Genomic DNA, 20,571 nt, shown 5'->3' with positions numbered 1-20,571 from the left:
TAAGCGAGCGTAATCTAAAAAAGATTATTACTTGATCAGGAAATCGTCGAGGGATTTACCTTGCTCATCCATTGCTTTTTTGATTACAGCCGGAGTACGACCCTGACCAGTCCAGGTTTTGGTTTCGCCGTTCTCGTCAACGTAGCTATATTTAGCTGGACGCTGTGCGCGTTTAGCTTTGGTGCCAGATTTAACAGCAGCCATGCTATTCAGCAGTTCGTTCGGGTCGATACCGTCAGCGATCAGCATTTCACGATATTGTTGCAGTTTACGAGTGCGTTCTTCAACTTCAGCAGCAGCCGCACTTTCTTCTTCGCGACGCTCGTTAACAACTACTTCTAATTTTTCCAGCATTTCTTCCAGCGTTTCAAGTGTACATTCTCTTGCTTGCGCACGAAGAGTACGGATGTTGTTCAGAATTTTAAGTGCTTCGCTCATTGTAGTAATCTCAAACTTATATTGGGGTGGTTTGTTGAGGTAATAATAGAGCCTTAAATTCAGTTGTGCAATAGCCAGGAATGTAAGGAATTCAAAATTGTTCTTTATTTTGTGCCGCCAATAAATATCTTTTCATAAAATTAGCCAGAAAAGATGCGGCATATAGCCCTATTTGTACCGATGATTTCGCATCATCTAAGGTTAAAACTTCCTGATTCATGTCACATTTTATGTAGGGATTAACACGCGCTGACGTCTTTTACTCTTCGGTATTAGTCATGTTTACAAAAAATCCGCTATTAAGAGAATGATGAAAAGAAGAACAGTCGCAATAAGTGCAGGGACTTCGTATTGCCGTATCCTGGAGGTCAACAGAGGGTTATTACTTGTGCAACAAGTTAAAGATTGTGAATAGTTACCTGGAGTCATTTACGCGGTTATAACAAGCAATACAGACACAATGATAGCTCTGAAGGATTATGTCATCCTTCTTAAGGAATGATGTATATACGCTCTTCTGCGTGTACTGTTGCGCTGTAAAACTGGCGAATTATGATAAACTTCAGCCAACTTTATTTCATATCATTGAGGGCCTGTGGCTGATGGCACAGCTATATTTCTACTATTCCGCAATGAACGCGGGTAAGTCTACGGCATTGCTGCAATCTTCATACAATTACCAGGAACGCGGTATGCGGACTGTCGTATATACGGCGGAAATTGACGATCGTTTCGGGGCAGGGAAAGTCAGCTCGCGTATAGGTTTGTCATCTCCGGCAAAATTATTTAACCAAAATTCATCATTATTTGATGAGATTCGTGCGGAACATGAACAACAGGCAATTCATTGTGTACTGGTTGATGAATGCCAGTTTTTAACCAGACAACAAGTATATGAATTATCGGAGGTTGTCGATCAACTCGATATACCCGTACTTTGTTATGGCTTACGTACAGATTTTCGCGGTGAATTATTTACCGGCAGTCAATACTTACTGGCATGGTCAGACAAACTGGTCGAATTAAAAACTATTTGCTTTTGTGGTCGTAAAGCAAGCATGGTGCTACGTCTTGATCAAGCGGGTAGGCCTTATAACGAAGGCGAACAGGTAGTTATTGGTGGTAATGAGCGTTACGTCTCGGTTTGCCGTAAACACTATAAAGAAGCGTTAGAAGTCGGTTCTTTGACGGCTATTCAAGAAAGACATCAACACGATTAATAAGATTTTCTTTACTGACAGGATGAATCGAGGCCTTTATCCTGTCAGTTCGTTTTACTAACTTCTTCCGAACCATAATTCTTTCTCTGCTCCTAACCATCGCTAAAACGTAACAGAACGATTTAGTGCTTCGTCATCTACGATGTTGAGTCATTTTCAGGTTATCGCGGTTAGTGCGCATTAGATAACAGTATATATGAGCATACTAATGCAGTTGGGTTATTTGGCTTTGTATAGCGTGTAGCGAAAACAAAAAAACGGCCCCAAAAGGGACCGTTTATGAGGATGTACAGAGTTACTGATTAAGCGGATTTCTTCGCTTTTTTCTCTGCTTTAGCTGGAGCTGCTTCCTTTGCTGCTGGTGCTCCTTCTACGTAATCACGACCATAGTAGGTATCCAGCAGAATCTGTTTCAGCTCGGAGATCAGCGGGTAACGCGGGTTAGCGCCGGTGCACTGGTCATCGAATGCATCTTCAGACAGTTTATCTACGTTCGCCAGGAAGTCAGCTTCCTGAACGCCAGCCTCACGGATAGATTTCGGAATACCCAGTTCTGCTTTCAGCGTTTCCAGCCATGCCAGCAGTTTCTCGATCTTCGCAGCAGTACGGTCACCCGGTGCGCTCAGACCCAGATGGTCTGCGATTTCAGCATAACGACGACGAGCCTGTGGACGATCGTACTGGCTGAATGCAGTCTGCTTGGTCGGGTTGTCATTCGCGTTGTAGCGGATAACGTTACAAATCAGCAGGGCGTTGGCCAGACCGTGCGGAATATGGAACTGGGAGCCCAGTTTGTGCGCCATTGAGTGACATACACCCAGGAAGGCGTTCGCAAACGCGATACCGGCGATAGTAGCTGCACTGTGAACACGTTCACGCGCTACCGGGTTTTTAGCCCCTTCGTGGTAAGACGCTGGCAGATATTCTTTGAGCAGTTTCAGCGCCTGCAGAGCCTGACCATCAGAGAACTCAGATGCCAGTACAGAAACATAAGCTTCCATGGCGTGAGTGACTGCGTCCAGACCACCGAAAGCACACAGGGACTTCGGCATATCCATAACCAGGTTGGCGTCAACAATCGCCATATCCGGGGTCAGTGCATAGTCTGCCAGCGGATATTTCTGACCTGTTGCATCGTCGGTTACAACCGCAAACGGAGTCACTTCAGAACCCGTACCGGAAGTGGTGGTGACGGCGATCATTTTCGCTTTCACGCCCATTTTCGGGAACTTGTAGATACGTTTACGGATATCCATAAAGCGCAGCGCCAGTTCTTCAAAGTGGGTTTCCGGATGCTCGTACATAACCCACATGATTTTCGCGGCGTCCATCGGGGAACCACCACCCAGCGCGATGATCACGTCTGGCTTGAAGGAGTTTGCCAGTTCTGCACCTTTACGAACGATGCTCAGTGTCGGGTCAGCTTCAACTTCAAAGAAGACTTCAGTTTCAACGCCGGCAGCTTTCAGTACAGAAGTAATCTGGTCGGCATAACCGTTGTTGAACAGGAAGCGGTCAGTCACGATGAGCGCACGTTTGTGGCCATCAGTAATCACTTCATCCAGCGCGATTGGCAGTGAGCCACGGCGGAAGTAGATAGATTTCGGAAGTTTGTGCCACAACATGTTTTCAGCTCGCTTAGCAACGGTTTTCTTGTTGATCAAGTGTTTCGGACCAACGTTTTCAGAGATGGAGTTACCACCCCAGGAACCACAACCCAGAGTCAGGGACGGTGCGAGTTTGAAGTTATACAGGTCACCGATACCACCCTGAGAAGCCGGGGTGTTGATCAGGATACGGGCAGTTTTCATTTTCTGACCGAAGTAGGCAACGCGTGCCGGTTGGTTATCCTGGTCGGTGTACAGGCAAGAGGTATGACCGATACCGCCCATGGCAACCAGTTTCTCTGCTTTCTCTACCGCGTCTTCGAAATCTTTTGCACGGTACATTGCCAGCGTCGGGGACAGTTTTTCATGTGCGAACGGTTCGCTTTCATCAACAACGGTCACTTCACCAATCAGAATCTTAGTGTTTTCTGGTACAGAGAAGCCCGCCAGTTCAGCAATTTTATAAGCCGGTTGACCAACGATAGCTGCGTTCAGTGCGCCGTTTTTCAGGATAACGTCCTGAACGGCTTTCAGCTCTTTACCCTGCAGCATGTAACCGCCGTGGGTAGCGAAACGTTCACGTACAGCGTCATAAACAGAGTCAACAACAACAACAGATTGTTCAGAAGCACAGATTACGCCGTTGTCGAAGGTTTTGGACATCAGTACGGATGCAACTGCACGTTTGATATCTGCGGTTTCATCGATAACAACCGGAGTGTTACCAGCACCTACACCGATTGCCGGTTTACCGGAGCTGTATGCTGCTTTAACCATGCCCGGACCACCAGTCGCGAGGATCAGGTTAATATCAGGATGGTGCATCAGCGCGTTGGACAGTTCAACAGAAGGTTGATCGATCCAGCCAATCAGATCTTTCGGTGCACCAGCAGCGATAGCAGCCTGCAGAACGATATCAGCAGCTTTGTTAGTTGCATCTTTTGCACGCGGGTGCGGAGAGAAGATAATAGCGTTACGGGTCTTCAGGCTGATCAGCGATTTGAAGATTGCAGTTGAAGTCGGGTTAGTCGTTGGAACGATACCGCAGATAATACCGATTGGTTCAGCGATAGTGATAGTACCGAAAGTGTCGTCTTCAGACAGAACACCACAGGTTTTTTCATCTTTATAGGCGTTGTAGATATATTCAGAAGCAAAGTGGTTTTTAATTACTTTATCTTCGACGATACCCATGCCGGATTCGGCAACGGCCATTTTCGCGAGTGGGATTCGAGCATCTGCGGCAGCCAGAGCGGCGGCGCGGAAGATTTTATCAACTTGCTCTTGAGTGAAACTGGCATATTCACGCTGGGCTTTTTTTACACGCTCTACGAGTGCGTTAAGTTCAGCGACATTAGTAACAGCCATAATGCTCTCCTGATAATGTTAAACTTTTTTAGTAAATCATCTGCTCGAATACGAGAGTATAGTCAGTGTGGTGATGATTTGCTTAACCTATGAAAATCAAAAGCTTACTCGCGCTCACACTCACTGTGATTTACTAAAAGAGTTTAAACATTAGAGAGACTAATCTCTAATGCGTCACTTCCAGGTGGCGTAAGCAAGATTACTCACTTCTGGGTACTGATTACGTGATCTAGATCAAAATTCCGCAAAGCTGACACCTTTCAGCTCCGCTTTTAGCTATAAAAGCTAATAGTTAATAAATTGTAGTATTTATTGTTGGCTACATTAGCATGTTTTGCACGACTAGATAACAATAATGAATGATAGTAATTTTAAGCGGTTAGGAGGTGAAAAATGCTGCCAAAAGGCGTATTGTCAGCGCGTATTTTTTTACCTTTGCTTATGGCTAACATTATCCGGCTTTTGCTTCGGAGCTAACCGTGATTCAGACACTCTTTGATTTTCCCGTTTACTTTAAATTTTTCATCGGGTTATTTGCGCTGGTTAACCCGGTTGGGATTATCCCCGTGTTCATCAGTATGACCAGCTATCAGACTGCGGCAGCGAGAAACAAAACAAATCTGACTGCCAACCTGTCGGTAGCGATTATCTTGTGGATCTCGCTTTTTCTCGGCGACACGATTCTGCAACTTTTTGGAATATCGATTGATTCGTTCCGCATCGCGGGCGGCATACTGGTGGTTACAATTGCGATGTCGATGATCAGCGGTAAGCTTGGTGAGGATAAACAGAACAAACAAGAGAAATCAGAAACCGCAATTCGAGAAAGCATCGGCGTTGTACCGCTCGCATTGCCTTTGATGGCAGGACCAGGGGCGATCAGTTCAACTATCGTTTGGGGAACGCGTTATCACAGCATTGGTTATCTGTTCGGCTTTTTTGTGGCAATTGCATTGTTTGCTTTATGTTGCTGGGGCTTATTCCGCATGGCACCCTGGCTGGTGCGAGTTCTGCGCCAGACCGGTATAAACGTGATTACTCGTATTATGGGGTTGCTGCTGATGGCATTAGGGATTGAATTTATTGTTAATGGAATCAAAGGGATTTTCCCTGGTCTGCTCAATTAATTTCTTTCATACGAAACGGAGCCATGGTGCTCCGTTTTTTCGTCATTATTTTTACTTTTGCCCAGCACAGTTATCAAAAGCAAACGAAATAGATAAATATTTTTCCTCATATTACAGCCAGTTATAAGAATATCCTTACCCCGCCATCCTCCTCATCATGTTATTTTCGCGACATCATAATCCTGGGTCTTGCTGAAGAATAATTGAAATGATATTAGTAATTCCACTGCATTTGGCAGAGGAATGTGCTAAATAATGACCTTTTGTTAAGTTATTGTATATTTCTCTATCGTGACAGCAACCAGAAAAAACAGACTTGCTTTACGAGGTTTTATCTTATTGTTTTTAAATGGTTTTATTGGAAGTCTGATGAAGTCTTTGGATATTGGCGCGGTCAGTAAAAGAGAATTGCTTAACAATTTTGCAAAATGTATTGGCGGGCAAGAAGCGCATTTGATACTTTCCGGCCAACCGTCAGGCGATTTTTTTGGTAATGAGAATAATTAACAATAAAAATTGCTGCATTAAATAGTAAATGTGTCTCGACAGGGGAGACACAGTAGGAACCGACGTAAGGTGGTCGTTCGAATCGCCAGAATAAATAAAGTCGGTGATAGCAAAGCGTAACGATATATCAACCTGGCAGCAGAAAGTCTCCGAATCTGTCCAGGGTCCCAACCCGGGATTACACATGCTGGTTAAAGCCAGTAATTATAATGAGGGAGTCCAAAAACAATGACCAACATCACCAAGAGAAGTTTAGTAGCAGCAGGCGTTCTGGCTGCGCTTATGGCAGGGAATGTTGCGCTGGCGGCTGATGTACCCGCTGGTGTTCAGCTTGCAGAAAAACAAACGCTGGTGCGTAACAATGGTTCTGAAGTTCAGTCATTAGATCCGCACAAAATTGAAGGGGTTCCGGAGTCTAATATCAGTCGCGACCTGTTTGAAGGCTTGCTGGTCAGCGATCTCGATGGTCACCCGGCGCCTGGCGTCGCGGAGTCCTGGGATAATAAAGATGCCAAAGTCTGGACATTCCATCTGCGTAAAGATGCGAAATGGTCCGACGGCACGCCAGTCACTGCGCAGGACTTTGTATACAGTTGGCAACGTTCTGTTGATCCGAACACCGCTTCTCCCTATGCCAGTTATCTACAATATGGGCATATCGCCGGTATTGATGAAATTCTCGAAGGGAAAAAACCGATTACCGATCTCGGCGTGAAAGCCGTCGATGACCACACTTTAGAAGTCACATTAAGTGAGCCTGTTCCGTATTTCTATAAATTACTGGTTCACCCATCGACTTCTCCGGTGCCAAAAGCCGCTATTGAGAAATTCGGCGAGAAATGGACCCAGCCAGGAAATATTGTCACCAACGGTGCCTATACCTTAAAAGATTGGGTCGTTAACGAACGTATCGTTCTTGAGCGCAGCCCGACCTACTGGAACAACGCGAAAACCGTCATTAACCAAGTCACCTATTTGCCGATTGCTTCTGAAGTCACCGATGTTAACCGCTATCGCAGCGGCGAAATCGATATGACCTATAACAACATGCCGATCGAGCTGTTCCAGAAGCTTAAAAAAGAGATCCCGGACGAGGTTCACGTCGATCCGTATTTGTGCACCTACTATTACGAAATTAACAATCAGAAACCGCCATTCAACGACGTGCGTGTGCGTACCGCACTGAAACTGGGTATGGATCGCGATATCATCGTTAATAAAGTGAAAGCACAGGGCGATATGCCCGCCTATGGTTACACTCCTCCTTACACAGATGGTGCAAAATTAACTCAACCGGAATGGTTTGGCTGGAGCCAGGAAAAACGTAACGAAGAAGCGAAAAAGCTGCTGGCTGAAGCGGGCTATACCGCAGACAAACCGTTGACCATTAACCTGCTATATAACACGTCCGATCTGCATAAAAAGCTGGCGATTGCCGCCTCTTCACTGTGGAAGAAAAACATTGGTGTAAACGTCAAACTGGTTAACCAGGAGTGGAAAACCTTCCTCGATACCCGTCACCAGGGAACTTTTGATGTGGCTCGTGCAGGCTGGTGTGCTGACTATAACGAACCAACATCCTTCCTGAACACCATGCTGTCGAACAGTTCGATGAATACCGCGCATTATAAGAGCCCGGCCTTTGACAGCATTATGGCGGAAACGCTGAAAGCGACTGACGAGGCGCAACGCACTGCGCTGTACACCAAAGCAGAACAGCAGCTGGATAAAGATTCGGCCATTGTTCCGGTTTATTACTATGTGAACGCGCGTCTGGTGAAACCGTGGGTTGGGGGGTATACCGGCAAAGATCCGCTGGATAATACCTACACCAGAAATATGTACATTGTGAAGCACTAATGGCAATACGTGGGGCAGGGGAACTTGCTCCACGGTGTCTGATTTTTATCGCATTATAGAAGGCACTGGCCAGAAGGTACGGCAATGTTAAAATTTATTCTACGTCGCTGTCTGGAAGCGATTCCGACGCTATTTATTCTGATTACTATTTCGTTCTTTATGATGCGTCTGGCGCCAGGAAGTCCGTTCACTGGTGAACGGACGTTACCGCCAGAAGTGATGGCCAATATCGAAGCGAAATATCATCTTAATGATCCGATCATGACACAGTATTTCAGCTACCTGAAACAACTGGCGCATGGCGATTTCGGTCCGTCTTTTAAATATAAAGATTATTCGGTCAATGACCTGGTAGCATCCAGTTTTCCTGTTTCTGCAAAATTGGGGGCAGCCGCGTTTATACTTGCAGTAGTGCTGGGTGTTAGTGCTGGCGTTATTGCCGCATTAAAACAAAACACCAAATGGGACTATACCGTGATGGGGCTGGCAATGACCGGGGTGGTTATCCCCAGTTTTGTGGTTGCGCCATTATTAGTCATGATATTTGCGATCATTTTGCATTGGCTACCAGGCGGTGGCTGGAATGGCGGGGCGCTGAAATTCATGATATTGCCGATGGTGGCATTGTCTCTCGCCTATATCGCCAGTATTGCGCGTATTACCCGTGGTTCGATGATTGAAGTTTTGCATTCCAACTTTATTCGTACTGCCCGCGCGAAAGGTTTACCTATGCGCAGGATCATCCTTCGCCACGCATTAAAACCTGCTCTGCTACCCGTGCTCTCCTATATGGGACCCGCATTTGTCGGCATTATTACCGGTTCTATGGTCATCGAAACCATTTATGGTTTGCCGGGGATCGGGCAATTGTTCGTTAATGGCGCATTGAACCGTGACTATTCATTGGTGTTAAGCCTGACCATTCTGGTTGGTGCATTAACCATTTTGTTTAATGCCATTGTCGATGTGCTATATGCGGTTATCGACCCGAAAATCCGTTACTGATACTGGAGCTCGCGATGATGTTAAGTAAGAAAAACAGCGAGACGCTGGAAAATTTCAGTGAGAAGCTGGAGGTCGAAGGGCGCAGCTTGTGGCAGGACGCACGTCGACGTTTTATGCATAACCGTGCGGCGGTCGCCAGTCTGATAGTGCTGGTACTGATCGCGTTATTTGTTATCCTGGCACCAATGCTTTCGCAGTTTGCCTATGACGATACCGACTGGGCGATGATGTCCAGCGCCCCGGATATGGAATCCGGTCACTACTTTGGTACTGACTCATCTGGCCGCGACTTGCTGGTACGCGTTGCTATTGGTGGACGTATCTCACTCATGGTCGGGGTTGCTGCGGCACTGGTCGCAGTGGTTGTGGGGACACTTTATGGTTCGCTTTCTGGTTATCTTGGCGGCAAAGTGGATTCGGTAATGATGCGTCTGCTGGAAATCCTCAACTCCTTCCCATTCATGTTCTTCGTCATTTTGCTGGTGACCTTTTTCGGTCAAAACATTTTGCTGATTTTTGTAGCGATTGGCATGGTTTCCTGGCTGGATATGGCGCGTATTGTGCGTGGGCAAACCCTGAGTCTGAAGCGCAAAGAGTTTATTGAGGCGGCACAAGTTGGCGGTGTATCTACGCCGGGCATTGTTATTCGCCACATTGTGCCGAATGTGCTTGGTGTTGTAGTGGTCTATGCATCGCTACTGGTGCCCAGCATGATCCTCTTTGAATCCTTTTTAAGCTTCCTGGGGCTGGGTACACAAGAGCCGTTAAGCAGCTGGGGCGCATTGCTGAGCGATGGCGCGAACTCGATGGAAGTCTCTCCGTGGTTACTGCTGTTCCCTGCGGGATTCCTTGTGGTGACGCTGTTTTGTTTCAACTTTATCGGCGATGGCTTGCGTGATGCCCTCGACCCGAAAGATCGTTAAGGAGTGCAGCCATGAGCGTAATTGAAACTGCAACTGTGCCGCTCGCACAACAACAGGCTGACGCACTACTGAACGTGAAAGATTTGCGTGTCACCTTTAGCACCCCGGATGGCGACGTCACGGCGGTCAATGATTTGAATTTTTCACTGCGTGCCGGGGAAACACTGGGTATCGTTGGTGAATCTGGTTCGGGTAAATCGCAAACCGCGTTTGCCTTAATGGGGCTTCTGGCGGCCAACGGACGTATTGGCGGATCGGCAACCTTCAATGGGCGAGAAATCCTCAATCTTCCAGAGCGAGAACTCAATAAACTGCGCGCTGAACAAATCTCGATGATTTTTCAGGATCCGATGACCTCGTTAAACCCTTATATGCGCGTTGGTGAGCAGTTGATGGAAGTGCTGATGCTGCATAAAAGCATGAGCAAGGCTGAGGCGTTTGAAGAGTCAGTGCGGATGCTCGATGCGGTAAAAATGCCGGAAGCGCGTAAACGCATGAAGATGTTCCCGCATGAATTTTCTGGTGGGATGCGTCAGCGCGTCATGATTGCGATGGCGTTGCTGTGTCGGCCTAAACTGCTGATTGCCGATGAGCCGACAACTGCGCTGGACGTGACCGTACAGGCGCAAATCATGACGCTATTGAATGAACTGAAGCGGGAATTTAATACCGCCATCATTATGATCACCCACGATCTGGGTGTGGTGGCGGGGATCTGTGACAAAGTTCTGGTGATGTACGCCGGGCGCACGATGGAATATGGCAATGCGCGCGATGTCTTTTATCAACCCGTTCATCCTTATTCTATCGGTTTGCTCAATGCGGTGCCGCGTCTCGATGCGGAAGGTGAAACCATGTTGACCATTCCCGGTAATCCGCCAAACCTGCTGCGATTACCAAAAGGTTGCCCGTTCCAGCCACGTTGTCCACATGCGATGGAAATTTGTAGTAGCGCACCGCCGCTGGAAGAGTTTACCCCTGGCCGTCTGCGTGCATGCTTTAAACCGGTGGAGGAACTGTTATGAATGCTGTAACTGAAGGAAGAAAAGTCCTCCTCGAAATCGCTGACCTGAAAGTGCACTTTGAAATCAAAGATGGCAAACAGTGGTTCTGGCAACCCGCAAAAACACTGAAAGCGGTCGATGGTGTCACGCTTCGCTTGTATGAAGGGGAAACATTGGGTGTGGTAGGAGAATCGGGATGCGGTAAGTCCACCTTTGCTCGTGCCATCATCGGTTTGGTCAAGGCTACTGATGGTCGTGTTGCCTGGTTAGGCAAAGAGTTGTTGGGAATGAAGCCCGATGAATGGCGTGCCGTTCGTAGTGATATCCAGATGATTTTTCAGGATCCGCTGGCATCGCTGAACCCGCGTATGACCATCGGTGAGATCATCGCTGAACCGCTGCGCACCTACCATCCGAAAATGTCACGCCAGGAAGTTCGTGAGCGCGTGAAGGCGATGATGATGAAAGTCGGCTTGCTACCCAATCTGATTAACCGTTATCCGCATGAGTTCTCCGGCGGGCAGTGTCAGCGTATCGGGATTGCTCGTGCACTTATTCTTGAACCGAAGCTGATTATCTGCGATGAGCCGGTGTCGGCGCTGGATGTGTCAATTCAGGCGCAGGTAGTCAACCTGCTCCAGCAGTTGCAACGTGAGATGGGATTGTCATTAATCTTTATCGCCCACGATCTGGCCGTGGTAAAACACATTTCCGATCGCGTGCTGGTGATGTATCTCGGACATGCGGTAGAACTGGGGACGTATGATGAGGTCTACCATAATCCGCTGCATCCTTATACCAAAGCATTGATGTCGGCAGTGCCCATTCCTGACCCGGATCTGGAAAAGAATAAATCTATTCAGTTACTGGAAGGGGAATTACCGTCGCCGATCAACCCGCCTTCTGGTTGTGTTTTCCGTACCCGCTGCCCGATTGCCGGTCCTGAGTGTGCCAAAACGCGACCTGTGCTGGAGGGGAGTTTCAGACATGCCGTTTCTTGCCTGAAAGTCGATCCGCTTTAAAACAAAAAGGGCTGACAACTGTCAGCCCTTTATCACGCCAAAAGCGATTATTTATTCTCGCCAGATAATATGGCAAAGTTTGTGATCTTTTTCGCGACATAACAGAATGCGGGCGAAAATATCGTTAATTTCGCCATCTTCACTGTCCGCCAGGCCAATCACCACTTCGGCAAAAAAGTCCGGGTTTAAATCGAAATCAACATGCTCTTGCCAGTCTTCTGCCGGGTCGAATAACTCCGCACCGCCGCGCTCTTCAAACTGAAGATTGAACAGCAGAACATCAGCCGGATCGAGATTATCTGCGGCCAGTTCGAGAAAAATATCATAGGCCTGTTCAAGTGTTTCATCTTCGGTCAGGCGATTGTTTAAATCCATATCCATAGTCACTACCCGTTTAACATCTGTTGGCCACGTTTTACAGCAACGGGCTGAAGAAGTAAAACAGTCGCTCGGCAACGCGTTGCCAGAGTGGTCGTTTCGCCCACAACCGCGCATCAAGTAAACGTGAGCGCGAAATATAATCGTCCTGAACGGCGGCCAGGTCAGCACCAAAACCTTTATCGTCGATCGCCAGCGTGATTTCAAAGTTCAGCCAAAGACTACGCATATCGAGGTTAACGGTGCCCACCAGACTTAACTCGCCATCGACCAGCACGCTCTTGGTATGCAGCAATCCGCCTTCAAACTGATAAATTTTAACCCCAGCGGCCAGCAGCTCAGTAAAGAACGCGCGACTGGCCCAGCCAACCAGCATTGAGTCATTTTTACGTGGCAGGATAATACTGACATCAACACCACGTTGCGCTGCCGTGCAAATTGCGTGAAGCAAATCATCGCTGGGCACGAAGTAGGGCGTCGTCATGATCAAATATTCACGCGCCGAATAAGCCGCAGTCAGTAATGCCTGGTGAATCAGGTCTTCCGGGAAGCCGGGGCCAGAAGCAATGGTATGGATCGTATGACCGCTGGCCTGCTCAAATGGCATAATATTGACATCTGGTGGCGGCGGCAGAATACGTTTCCCGGTTTCAATCTCCCAGTCGCAGGAATAAATAATCCCCATCGCGGTGGCGATGGGGCCTTCCATACGCGCCATCAGGTCAATCCATTGTCCTACGCCCGCATCCTGTTTGAAGAAGCGCGGATCGACCATATTCATACTGCCGGTATAGGCAATGTAGTTATCGATCATGATCATCTTGCGGTGCTGGCGCAGATCCATACGGCGTAAAAATACGCGCATCAGATTAACTTTTAGGGACTCGACCACTTCGATACCGGCATTACGCATCAGTTCTGGCCACGGACTGCGGAAGAACGCGACGCTACCGGCGGAATCGAGCATCAGTCGGCAATGAATACCGCGTCGGGCTGCAGCCATCAGTGACTCAGCCACCTGATCCGCCATACCGCCGGGTTGCCAGATATAAAACACCATCTCAATATTATGCCGGGCGAGCTGGATGTCGCGGATTAACGCCTGCATCACATCATCAGACTCGGTCATCAGTTGTAGCTGATTTCCTTTGACCCCGGCGATCCCCTGACGACGCTCGCAAAGCTTGAATAACGGGCCGGCGACACTGCTGTTTTCTTCTGCGAAGATATGTTTACAGGCTTTAAGATCGTTAAGCCATTTAGCGGTAGAAGGCCACATCGCTCTGGCGCGTTCGGCACGGCGTTTACCTAAGTGGAGTTCGCCGACTGCAAGATAGGCAATAATTCCGACCAGAGGCAGAATATAAATGATTAACAGCCAGGCCATGGCGGAGGGAACTGCACGTCGTTTCATTAGAATGCGTAATGTTACGCCTGCAATGAGCAACCAGTATCCCAGAATGGCCAACCAACTCACCAACGTATAAACGGTTGTCATAGATTAGAAATCCTTTTGAAAGCGCATTGTTATGAGTTTACGCATATGGATTCATCTGGCAAATAAAAACGCGGGAAAAGCACTAGTCAGCGTCGGGGGCGAGGGTATAATGACCATTCTGTTATTGCATAGAGTAGTTAACATGAAGCGGAGTAGAACGGAAGTGGGACGCTGGCGTATGCAGCGTCAGGCTAGCCGGCGTAAATCGCGTTGGCTTGAGGGGCAGTCTCGCCGAAATATGCGTATCCACAGCATCAGGAAGTGCATTCTAAACAAACAGCGTAACTCGTTATTGTTTGCGATCTACAATATCTGAATGTTCCGGGCACCATTGCGGTGCCCAGCAAGTTTACCTTCAGCCTTTTAAATCTATTTTTGCGCCGATTCATTACTGTCAGTTTTCGTTTCATCGTCATCGCTGAAAATACCATGCCCGGAGTTCAGCAACATTGAGACGAGCATATCATTATTAATCTCTTCACCATTTAAAACCCGCGCCAGAATTTCGCTGCCAAAAAGCTGCGGCGAAAGAATGATGTCCGGATGTACCATTTTAATTTTATTCAGGTTTTTGCTATCGCTGACGGCCAGCACCGTTTTGACATCTTTGCTCATATCTTTGGCTGACAGGACGACAAAAGCGTTATCTGCATCGTTATCACTGAGCGCCAGAATAGCCCGACAGTGATCGATTCCCGCTTTTTTTAATACCGAACTGTCATTGCTGTCACCGGGAATAACATCAGCATTGTCGCCTAATCGTTGCTCAAGTTGTTTGATGTCATCTTCTGGCAAATTGCTGATAACAGTCACGTTTTGTCCGCGTTGATTCAGTTGCAGAATCGTGTTGATTGCCAGAATGGAGTGACCGCAAACAATAAAGTGATCTTTACGATTCATCGTATGCTTGTTTCCTTTCACTAGTTTATTGAATCCTCCTCGGATAAGAGGACCAAAAATAGAGGTCATGGAGGTGGCGAAAACGGTAATGCCGGAAATAATGACTGAAATAGTAAACAGGCGTGCCGATTCAGACACGGGAACGATATCGCCATAGCCCACGGTTGACATAGTTTCTATCGAAAAATAGAAAGCAGTCATCAGGCTCTCTATTCGCGGATTGAAACCCTCACTTAAATACAGCGCGCCGTAGGTGGAGTAAAACAGTAACGTCGTAAAACTAATAAAAGCAAAAATTGTCCCGGCGGCGGCACTACTGTGTGAGAAGTCTTTGCGCAGCACCAGCAGAATCACCAGCGTAAAGATGCAAAAACCAATACTAAATTTCAGCCAAGGATAAAAATGCAAGGTGTAGATCAGCGTAATCAACAACAAAATAATACTGATTGCCCATGCCAGTTTTGCTCGAAATAACAAGCCGATCGAATTCAGAACAAGAAAGACGCCGAGCATAAACAGCGGCGCATTGGCCAGCAAGGAGAGATCAAGTTCCGAAAATGCCTGGATATGGAAAATATCGAGCAGATTGACCGACATACCATAGATTGTTTTAAAAATAAGCAATCCATTTGAAAAGACGGCTAGCGCGATAATATCGTGCCGCAGGGTCACCCATAAATTTACTGCTGTTTGCTTGAATGTAGCCCAGTGACTCACTGATACCTCTGTAACCACAATTTTGTTTAATTATCTCTACGCGTACATAATGTGAGCATACATGCGACGCGTGAATATGTTAAACAATAGTAGATGACTTTATCCGCAGTAATCAAAGGATTTGATTGAGCAATACCTTGTCAGGGAGGGGCATTTTTCCTGAATATGCTGACATCGTATAAAGAAATACAGATAAAGTTATTATCTGTTTGTTATAGCGGCTGCGATGGCATACCTACAAGGAAAGGCCAAACAAGAACACGGTTGCTAAAACCGTGTTCTAAGATGTTGAGCCTCTATTCAGAACACTTTCTTAAAGGGCTTGACTGAAACGTGTTCATACACTCCAGCCGCCACGTAAGGATCGGCATCAGCCCATGCTTGCGCTGCTTCCAGAGATTCAAATTCAGCAATCACCGTCGAACCGGTAAAACCTGCGGCACCAGGATCATTACTATCAACTGCTGGCATTGGTCCCGCAGTCAGCAAACGACCTTCATCATGCAGTAACTGCAAACGCGCTAAATGTGCCGGACGAACGGAAAGACGTTTTTCGAGACTATCGGCTTTGTCTTGAGCGTAAATTACATACAACACGGGCACAACTCCTTGTTCGGAAAAGTTGTAAAGTACGTTATTTGAAAGGGCGAAGATCTGCAACGGAAAGATGATGTCTTTGTTAAGAGTCTGGATAAAGTCAGGTCAATTACGCCAAAAATTGCGTTTTCACTGATCCTGATCGTTTTGTGTTATTGAATATGATTGCTATTTGCATTTAAAATTGAGGCCTGGTTTTTCTACTGAAATGATTATGACTTCAATGACCCTTGATTTACCTCGCCGCTTCCCCTGGCCGACGTTACTTTCAGTCTGCATTCACGGTGCTGTCGTGGCGGGTCTACTCTATACCTCGGTACATCAGGTTATTGAACTACCTGCGCCCGCGCAGCCGATTTCTGTCACCATGGTTGCGCCAGCGGATCTCGAACCGCCACAAGCCGTTCAGCCGCCGCCGGAGCCGGTGGTAGAGCCAGAGCCGGAACCTGAGCCGATACCTGAACCGCCAAAAGAAGCGCCGGTGGTCATTGAAAAGCCGAAGCCAAAACCTAAGCCAAAACCGAAGCCAGTGAAAAAGGTGCAGGAACAGCCAAAGCGCGATGTTAAACCAGCGGAGTCGCGTCCGGCATCACCGTTTGAAAATACGGCACCAGCGCGCCCGACCACCAGCACTGCAACGGCTGCAACCAGCAAACCAGTCACTAGTGTGGCTTCAGGACCACGCGCATTAAGCCGCAATCAGCCGCAGTATCCAGCGCGTGCGCAGGCATTGCGCATTGAAGGGCAGGTTAAAGTTAAATTTGACGTTACACCGGATGGTCGCGTGGATAACGTACAAATTCTTTCCGCCAAACCCGCAAACATGTTTGAGCGCGAAGTGAAAAACGCGATGCGCAGATGGCGTTACGAGCCGGGTAAGCCAGGAAGTGGAATTGTGGTAAATATTCTGTTTAAAATTAACGGCACCACCGAAATTCAGTAAGTAAAAAGTCAAAAGCCTCCGACCGGAGGCTTTTGACTATTACTCAACGGGTAAGGCGCGAGGCTTTCCTTCAGGATCTACAGCGACATACTTAAATAATGCTTCCGTCGCTTTATAGCGTTGCCCAAGTGGTTCAGACGCCACCTTTTTCACCCACACTTCAATATTAATACTGACAGATGTTGTCCCTTTTTGGACACAGCGTGCATAGCAGCACACTACATCGCCGACCGCAACCGGCCGCAAGAAAGTCATTCCTTCAACCCGCACGGTTACTACGCGACCGTGTGCAATTTCTTTTGCCAGAATGGCACCACCAATATCCATCTGCGACATTAACCAACCACCAAAGATGTCACCATTGGCATTGGTATCGGCAGGCATGGCTAAAGTTCGTAAAACCAGATCGCCCTGGGGGACGTTATGTGTTGTTGACATGGTAAAACCGACTAAAAAGGAAAATCACAGGCGCGATGCTACTATGATTTTCCTGAGGAGAACAGAGGAGATACAGCGCCAGCCCCGAAGGACTGGCAGTCTGGTTATGATTTATCTTCCTGTGGCATGTGGCGGTAGATATAGATACCGCTTAACAGCGTGAAGATTAAGGTGAGGGCGGTCAGACCGAACACTTTGAAGTTGACCCAAATATTTTGTGGTAGCCAGAAAGCGATATAGATGTTTGCCAGCCCGCAAAGGATAAAAAAGACTGCCCAGGCCAGATTCAACTTCGACCATACTGGCTGCGGCAGGGTAAGCTCTTTACCCAACATACGTTGAATCAGCGGCTTTTTCATTACCCATTGGCTAACCAACAGAGCACCGGCAAACAGTGCGTAAATTACGGTGACCTTCCATTTAATAAACTCATCATTGTGGAAGAATAGCGTCAGACCACCGAAGACAACCACCAGAACAAAGGTGATCAGAGCCATCTTCTCAACCTTACGAAAGCGAACCCAGCTATAAATAAGCACAATCGCTGTGGCGACGATCAGCGCCGCAGTTGCCGCATAGATGTCATAAATCTTATAGAACGCGAAGAAGACAACCAGCGGTAGAAAATCAAGAAACTGCTTCATTTTACGATTCCGTAATCAAATGCTTAGGGTTATTGGCGAATCAACATGTACAGACGGAACAGATAGATGAGCAATACGGCTGAAATCAGGTTGCTCAAGGTGTTCGCCAGTACAGCGCCAATTTCTGGGGTTAATGCGGCAAACGAAGAGGCAAACAGCAACAACAGAGTTTTTGCCAGTAACCAGCTCAATACCGCAGGTGCCACCAGACGCATATTCGCCCATGTCAGCCGCATACTGCTGCGCATGGAGGCGAAAACGCCCATTTTATCCTGGACCAGCATCACGGGAGCCAACGCCAGCAGGATGGCCATGATGATACCAGGAACGACCACCAGCATGATGCCTATTTGCACAATCAATGTTGTCAGGAGGATTAGCAAGAATAGCTTCGGTAATACCGGAGCGCTCGCGCCAATTGCCCGTAATGCGCTGACCCGCTGACCGGCGGACACTAGCTGGATCATTAATAATACGCCGCCCGCAAGAATGGCGTTACCGATTAATCCTGAAAAGGTAGAAGCAGCGGACGCACGCAGCAAAATCTGCTGTTGTTCCGGGGACATATTTTGTACCAGGTCGAACAACCCACCGCCGCCACTAACGGGTACACCGTCATTGAGCTGCGCAAGTTGAGCGTCACTGGGTGAGAAAACATGTCCTAACACCACTGTGATAAATGCACAAAGCAACGATACCAACAGAATGGTCATAAATTGATTACGGAAGAAATTTCCGGTGTCACGGTATACGGACTGCGCCGTGATAGACATGCACTCTCCTTGAGTTTTATGCAGGTGTTAATTAGCGGGCAATTGTACCCTGGTTAGCCTCTCAGTGGCAGCATCAGGTCATGTATGGAAAAGCATATCTTTGTAAAGCGGAGGTAATTGTTGGCATTTATGTGTGCAGACGGGAGCAAGTGGCGAGCGCGTTAATATTTGCGCAGCGCAAATATTCGAAAATTGATTTAAATCACATTAACCAGGATTTGTGATGCAACTTCTAAATTAATCCAGATCAATAAAGGGTGATTTAGAGGATGTAGTGTGATCTGTGTAGGATCATTTGTTACCCCAATGTAGGTATATTTGTCACGTTTTTATAACCATAACGACGGAGCGGATATGAAAAAATTAACAGTGGCGGCTTTGGCAGTAACAACACTTCTCTCTGGCACAGCCTTTGCGCATGAAGCAGGCGAGTTTTTTATGCGTGCAGGTTCTGCGACTGTGCGTCCGACAGAAGGCGCTGGTGGTACGTTAGGAAGTCTGGGGGGATTTAGCGTGACTAATAACACTCAGTTGGGCCTGACGTTTACGTACATGGCGACTGACAATATCGGTGTTGAATTACTGGCAGCGACGCCTTTCCGCCATAAAATCGGTACTCGCGCGACCGGTGATATTGCAACAGTCCATCATCTGCCGCCAACACTGATGGCGCAGTGGTATTTTGGTGATGCCAGCAGCAAATTCCGTCCTTACGTTGGTGCCGGTATTAACTACACCACGTTCTTTGATAATGGATTTAACGATCATGGCAAAGAGGCCGGGCTTTCCGATCTCAGTCTGAAAGATTCCTGGGGCGCTGCCGGGCAGGTTGGGGTGGATTATCTGATTAACCGTGACTGGTTGGTTAACATGTCAGTCTGGTACATGGATATCGATACTACCGCAAATTATAAACTGGGCGGTGCACAGCAACACGACAGTGTACGCCTCGATCCGTGGGTGTTTATGTTCTCAGCAGGATATCGTTTTTAATTCCCCGCAAAATGACCCCGTAATTACGGGGTCAATAAGGACATGGTATAAAGGGTATTATTTCTTCGCTTCTACACCATCAGTTTCAGCACGAATTAAAAATTTCTCAGTTGTTTGCGGAATATGCTGAATTAGCCAGTCGGCCATCTGCTTTTCCTCATTTAAAATCGCTTCGATGACCGGAATAGAGGCTGTATCACCGGCATTTTTTGCCGCAGCTAATAGTGAGGTATAGCAGGCGATTTCAAATTGCTCGAAGACATAGCCGCTAATGGAACCTTTGACAATTTCATCAGAAGGAAAAATACCACCGATAGACTGCCCAAGCGCCGCCATTTTACTCATGGAATCTTTAATGACTGAACGCGAAATGTCATTACGGTCAAGAATAGTTTCCAATTGAACAATCTGGTTTTTAGTTTCGCTAAGATGTTGTTCAATACGTGCGCGTAAATCAGGATAATTATCTATGCGGCTGGCCATGGATTCAAGCATAGATTCGGCTTGCTTTTCCATTGCGTGGGCGTCACGTAGCCAGTCATGATAATGTTCAATACGATTCATGAAAATGTCCTCTTTATAAAATTACTGAAAGTTGAAGTTCATATT

The 20,571-nt window shown here is 47.3% G+C and carries 21 protein-coding genes; 11 read left to right on the top strand and 10 right to left on the bottom strand.

Annotated elements, in window-relative coordinates:
• Positions 1 to 27: 27 nt before the first annotated feature.
• On the bottom strand, positions 28 to 438 hold the full coding sequence (gene hns, locus RGV86_RS03195; protein WP_001287384.1) for a histone-like nucleoid-structuring protein H-NS: 411 nt from the start codon (positions 436 to 438) through the stop codon (positions 28 to 30).
• 602 nt (positions 439 to 1,040) lie between these two features.
• On the opposite strand from hns, the gene tdk reads away from it, so the two are divergent.
• Positions 1,041 to 1,658 (top strand): thymidine kinase, encoded by a 618-nt coding sequence (gene tdk / locus RGV86_RS03190; protein WP_024165082.1) that lies wholly within the window; start codon positions 1,041 to 1,043, stop codon positions 1,656 to 1,658.
• A gap of 302 nt (positions 1,659 to 1,960) precedes the next feature.
• Here tdk and adhE read toward each other — a convergent pair whose 3' ends face one another.
• Positions 1,961 to 4,633, bottom strand: coding sequence for a bifunctional acetaldehyde-CoA/alcohol dehydrogenase (gene adhE, locus RGV86_RS03185; protein WP_000301666.1), 2,673 nt, complete (start codon positions 4,631 to 4,633; stop codon positions 1,961 to 1,963).
• Positions 4,634 to 5,112: 479 nt separating this feature from the next.
• On the opposite strand from adhE, the gene ychE reads away from it, so the two are divergent.
• From ychE to oppF, 7 genes are all read left to right on the top strand, one after another.
• Positions 5,113 to 5,760 carry an NAAT family transporter YchE gene (gene ychE / locus RGV86_RS03180; RefSeq protein ID WP_000616769.1) on the top strand — a complete coding sequence of 216 codons (648 nt, stop codon included), beginning with the start codon at positions 5,113 to 5,115 and terminating at the stop codon, positions 5,758 to 5,760.
• A 369-nt stretch (positions 5,761 to 6,129) separates the two neighbouring features.
• Positions 6,130 to 6,267 (top strand): hypothetical protein, encoded by a 138-nt coding sequence (locus tag RGV86_RS03175; protein WP_157941585.1) that lies wholly within the window; start codon positions 6,130 to 6,132, stop codon positions 6,265 to 6,267.
• A 228-nt stretch (positions 6,268 to 6,495) separates the two neighbouring features.
• Entirely contained in the window at positions 6,496 to 8,127 is a 1,632-nt protein-coding gene (gene oppA, locus RGV86_RS03170; protein ID WP_000182038.1) for an oligopeptide ABC transporter substrate-binding protein OppA, read from the top strand.
• Positions 8,128 to 8,211: 84 nt separating this feature from the next.
• Entirely contained in the window at positions 8,212 to 9,132 is a 921-nt protein-coding gene (oppB, locus tag RGV86_RS03165; protein WP_000911117.1) for an oligopeptide ABC transporter permease OppB, read from the top strand.
• A 14-nt stretch (positions 9,133 to 9,146) separates the two neighbouring features.
• The gene (gene oppC / locus RGV86_RS03160) at positions 9,147 to 10,055 is read left to right on the top strand and encodes an oligopeptide ABC transporter permease OppC (RefSeq protein WP_000979659.1); all 909 of its coding nucleotides are present in this window, start codon (positions 9,147 to 9,149) and stop codon (positions 10,053 to 10,055) included.
• Positions 10,056 to 10,066: 11 nt separating this feature from the next.
• Complete coding sequence (gene oppD, locus RGV86_RS03155; protein WP_000110959.1) at positions 10,067 to 11,080, top strand: murein tripeptide/oligopeptide ABC transporter ATP-binding protein OppD; 1,014 nt, start codon at positions 10,067 to 10,069, stop codon at positions 11,078 to 11,080.
• Complete coding sequence (gene oppF / locus RGV86_RS03150; protein WP_000994883.1) at positions 11,077 to 12,081, top strand: murein tripeptide/oligopeptide ABC transporter ATP-binding protein OppF; 1,005 nt, start codon at positions 11,077 to 11,079, stop codon at positions 12,079 to 12,081. Before oppD ends, oppF begins: the two co-directional genes overlap by 4 nt.
• Before the next feature lie 51 nt (positions 12,082 to 12,132).
• Here oppF and RGV86_RS03145 read toward each other — a convergent pair whose 3' ends face one another.
• Together RGV86_RS03145 and cls are read right to left on the bottom strand one after the other, a co-directional pair.
• Positions 12,133 to 12,462, bottom strand: a complete 330-nt coding sequence (locus tag RGV86_RS03145; RefSeq protein ID WP_000366958.1) for an HI1450 family dsDNA-mimic protein — start codon at positions 12,460 to 12,462, stop codon at positions 12,133 to 12,135.
• A 34-nt stretch (positions 12,463 to 12,496) separates the two neighbouring features.
• A complete protein-coding gene (gene cls, locus RGV86_RS03140) occupies positions 12,497 to 13,957 on the bottom strand; it encodes a cardiolipin synthase (RefSeq protein ID WP_000214525.1) in 1,461 nt (486 codons plus the stop codon).
• 142 nt (positions 13,958 to 14,099) lie between these two features.
• Here cls and RGV86_RS03135 point away from each other — a divergent pair, with 142 nt between their 5' ends.
• On the top strand, positions 14,100 to 14,273 hold the full coding sequence (locus tag RGV86_RS03135) for a YciY family protein (RefSeq protein WP_001309467.1): 174 nt from the start codon (positions 14,100 to 14,102) through the stop codon (positions 14,271 to 14,273).
• Between the two features lie 53 nt (positions 14,274 to 14,326).
• Here the strand turns inward: RGV86_RS03135 and kch are convergent, their stop codons facing one another.
• The gene (gene kch, locus RGV86_RS03130; protein WP_010344796.1) at positions 14,327 to 15,574 is read right to left on the bottom strand and encodes a voltage-gated potassium channel protein; all 1,248 of its coding nucleotides are present in this window, start codon (positions 15,572 to 15,574) and stop codon (positions 14,327 to 14,329) included.
• Between the two features lie 300 nt (positions 15,575 to 15,874).
• Positions 15,875 to 16,171, bottom strand: coding sequence for a YciI family protein (locus tag RGV86_RS03125; protein ID WP_000967595.1), 297 nt, complete (start codon positions 16,169 to 16,171; stop codon positions 15,875 to 15,877).
• A 223-nt stretch (positions 16,172 to 16,394) separates the two neighbouring features.
• Between RGV86_RS03125 and tonB the strand changes: the two genes are divergently transcribed.
• Positions 16,395 to 17,114 carry a TonB system transport protein TonB gene (gene tonB, locus RGV86_RS03120; RefSeq protein ID WP_024212522.1) on the top strand — a complete coding sequence of 240 codons (720 nt, stop codon included), beginning with the start codon at positions 16,395 to 16,397 and terminating at the stop codon, positions 17,112 to 17,114.
• A gap of 39 nt (positions 17,115 to 17,153) precedes the next feature.
• On the opposite strand, the gene yciA is transcribed toward tonB, so the two are convergent.
• From yciA to RGV86_RS03105, 3 genes are all read right to left on the bottom strand, one after another.
• Positions 17,154 to 17,552, bottom strand: coding sequence for an acyl-CoA thioester hydrolase YciA (yciA, locus tag RGV86_RS03115; protein WP_000108165.1), 399 nt, complete (start codon positions 17,550 to 17,552; stop codon positions 17,154 to 17,156).
• Between the two features lie 104 nt (positions 17,553 to 17,656).
• Entirely contained in the window at positions 17,657 to 18,196 is a 540-nt protein-coding gene (locus RGV86_RS03110) for a septation protein A (protein ID WP_000808667.1), read from the bottom strand.
• A gap of 29 nt (positions 18,197 to 18,225) precedes the next feature.
• Positions 18,226 to 18,969, bottom strand: coding sequence for a YciC family protein (locus tag RGV86_RS03105; RefSeq protein WP_000028528.1), 744 nt, complete (start codon positions 18,967 to 18,969; stop codon positions 18,226 to 18,228).
• A 354-nt stretch (positions 18,970 to 19,323) separates the two neighbouring features.
• Between RGV86_RS03105 and ompW the strand changes: the two genes are divergently transcribed.
• Positions 19,324 to 19,962, top strand: coding sequence for an outer membrane protein OmpW (ompW, locus tag RGV86_RS03100; RefSeq protein ID WP_000737249.1), 639 nt, complete (start codon positions 19,324 to 19,326; stop codon positions 19,960 to 19,962).
• 57 nt (positions 19,963 to 20,019) lie between these two features.
• On the opposite strand, the gene RGV86_RS03095 is transcribed toward ompW, so the two are convergent.
• Positions 20,020 to 20,526, bottom strand: a complete 507-nt coding sequence (locus RGV86_RS03095) for a ferritin-like domain-containing protein (RefSeq protein WP_032225064.1) — start codon at positions 20,524 to 20,526, stop codon at positions 20,020 to 20,022.
• Positions 20,527 to 20,571: the final 45 nt, after the last annotated feature.

The sequence above is a fragment of the Escherichia ruysiae genome (genome assembly GCF_031323975.1).
GTDB lineage: Bacteria > Pseudomonadota > Gammaproteobacteria > Enterobacterales > Enterobacteriaceae > Escherichia > Escherichia ruysiae.
The sequence above is the reverse complement of the archived record's forward strand: the minus strand, read 5'-3'. Positions and strand labels throughout refer to the sequence as shown.

Bases quoted from the DNA above. Each gene is read 5' to 3' on its own strand.
- hns (WP_001287384.1), bottom strand. From the start codon at position 438: ATGAGCGAAGCACTTAAAATTCTGAACAACATCCGTACTCTTCGTGCG.
- oppB (WP_000911117.1), top strand. From the start codon at position 8,212: ATGTTAAAATTTATTCTACGTCGCTGTCTGGAAGCGATTCCGACGCTA.
- tonB (WP_024212522.1), top strand. From the start codon at position 16,395: ATGACCCTTGATTTACCTCGCCGCTTCCCCTGGCCGACGTTACTTTCA.
- tdk (WP_024165082.1), top strand. From the start codon at position 1,041: ATGGCACAGCTATATTTCTACTATTCCGCAATGAACGCGGGTAAGTCT.
- RGV86_RS03095 (WP_032225064.1), bottom strand. From the start codon at position 20,526: ATGAATCGTATTGAACATTATCATGACTGGCTACGTGACGCCCACGCA.
- yciA (WP_000108165.1), bottom strand. From the start codon at position 17,552: ATGTCAACAACACATAACGTCCCCCAGGGCGATCTGGTTTTACGAACT.
- RGV86_RS03145 (WP_000366958.1), bottom strand. From the start codon at position 12,462: ATGGATATGGATTTAAACAATCGCCTGACCGAAGATGAAACACTTGAA.
- oppA (WP_000182038.1), top strand. From the start codon at position 6,496: ATGACCAACATCACCAAGAGAAGTTTAGTAGCAGCAGGCGTTCTGGCT.
- RGV86_RS03110 (WP_000808667.1), bottom strand. From the start codon at position 18,196: ATGAAGCAGTTTCTTGATTTTCTACCGCTGGTTGTCTTCTTCGCGTTC.
- oppD (WP_000110959.1), top strand. From the start codon at position 10,067: ATGAGCGTAATTGAAACTGCAACTGTGCCGCTCGCACAACAACAGGCT.
- cls (WP_000214525.1), bottom strand. From the start codon at position 13,957: ATGACAACCGTTTATACGTTGGTGAGTTGGTTGGCCATTCTGGGATAC.
- oppF (WP_000994883.1), top strand. From the start codon at position 11,077: ATGAATGCTGTAACTGAAGGAAGAAAAGTCCTCCTCGAAATCGCTGAC.
- oppC (WP_000979659.1), top strand. From the start codon at position 9,147: ATGATGTTAAGTAAGAAAAACAGCGAGACGCTGGAAAATTTCAGTGAG.
- adhE (WP_000301666.1), bottom strand. From the start codon at position 4,633: ATGGCTGTTACTAATGTCGCTGAACTTAACGCACTCGTAGAGCGTGTA.
- RGV86_RS03105 (WP_000028528.1), bottom strand. From the start codon at position 18,969: ATGTCTATCACGGCGCAGTCCGTATACCGTGACACCGGAAATTTCTTC.
- RGV86_RS03175 (WP_157941585.1), top strand. From the start codon at position 6,130: ATGAAGTCTTTGGATATTGGCGCGGTCAGTAAAAGAGAATTGCTTAAC.
- RGV86_RS03135 (WP_001309467.1), top strand. From the start codon at position 14,100: ATGAAGCGGAGTAGAACGGAAGTGGGACGCTGGCGTATGCAGCGTCAG.
- ompW (WP_000737249.1), top strand. From the start codon at position 19,324: ATGAAAAAATTAACAGTGGCGGCTTTGGCAGTAACAACACTTCTCTCT.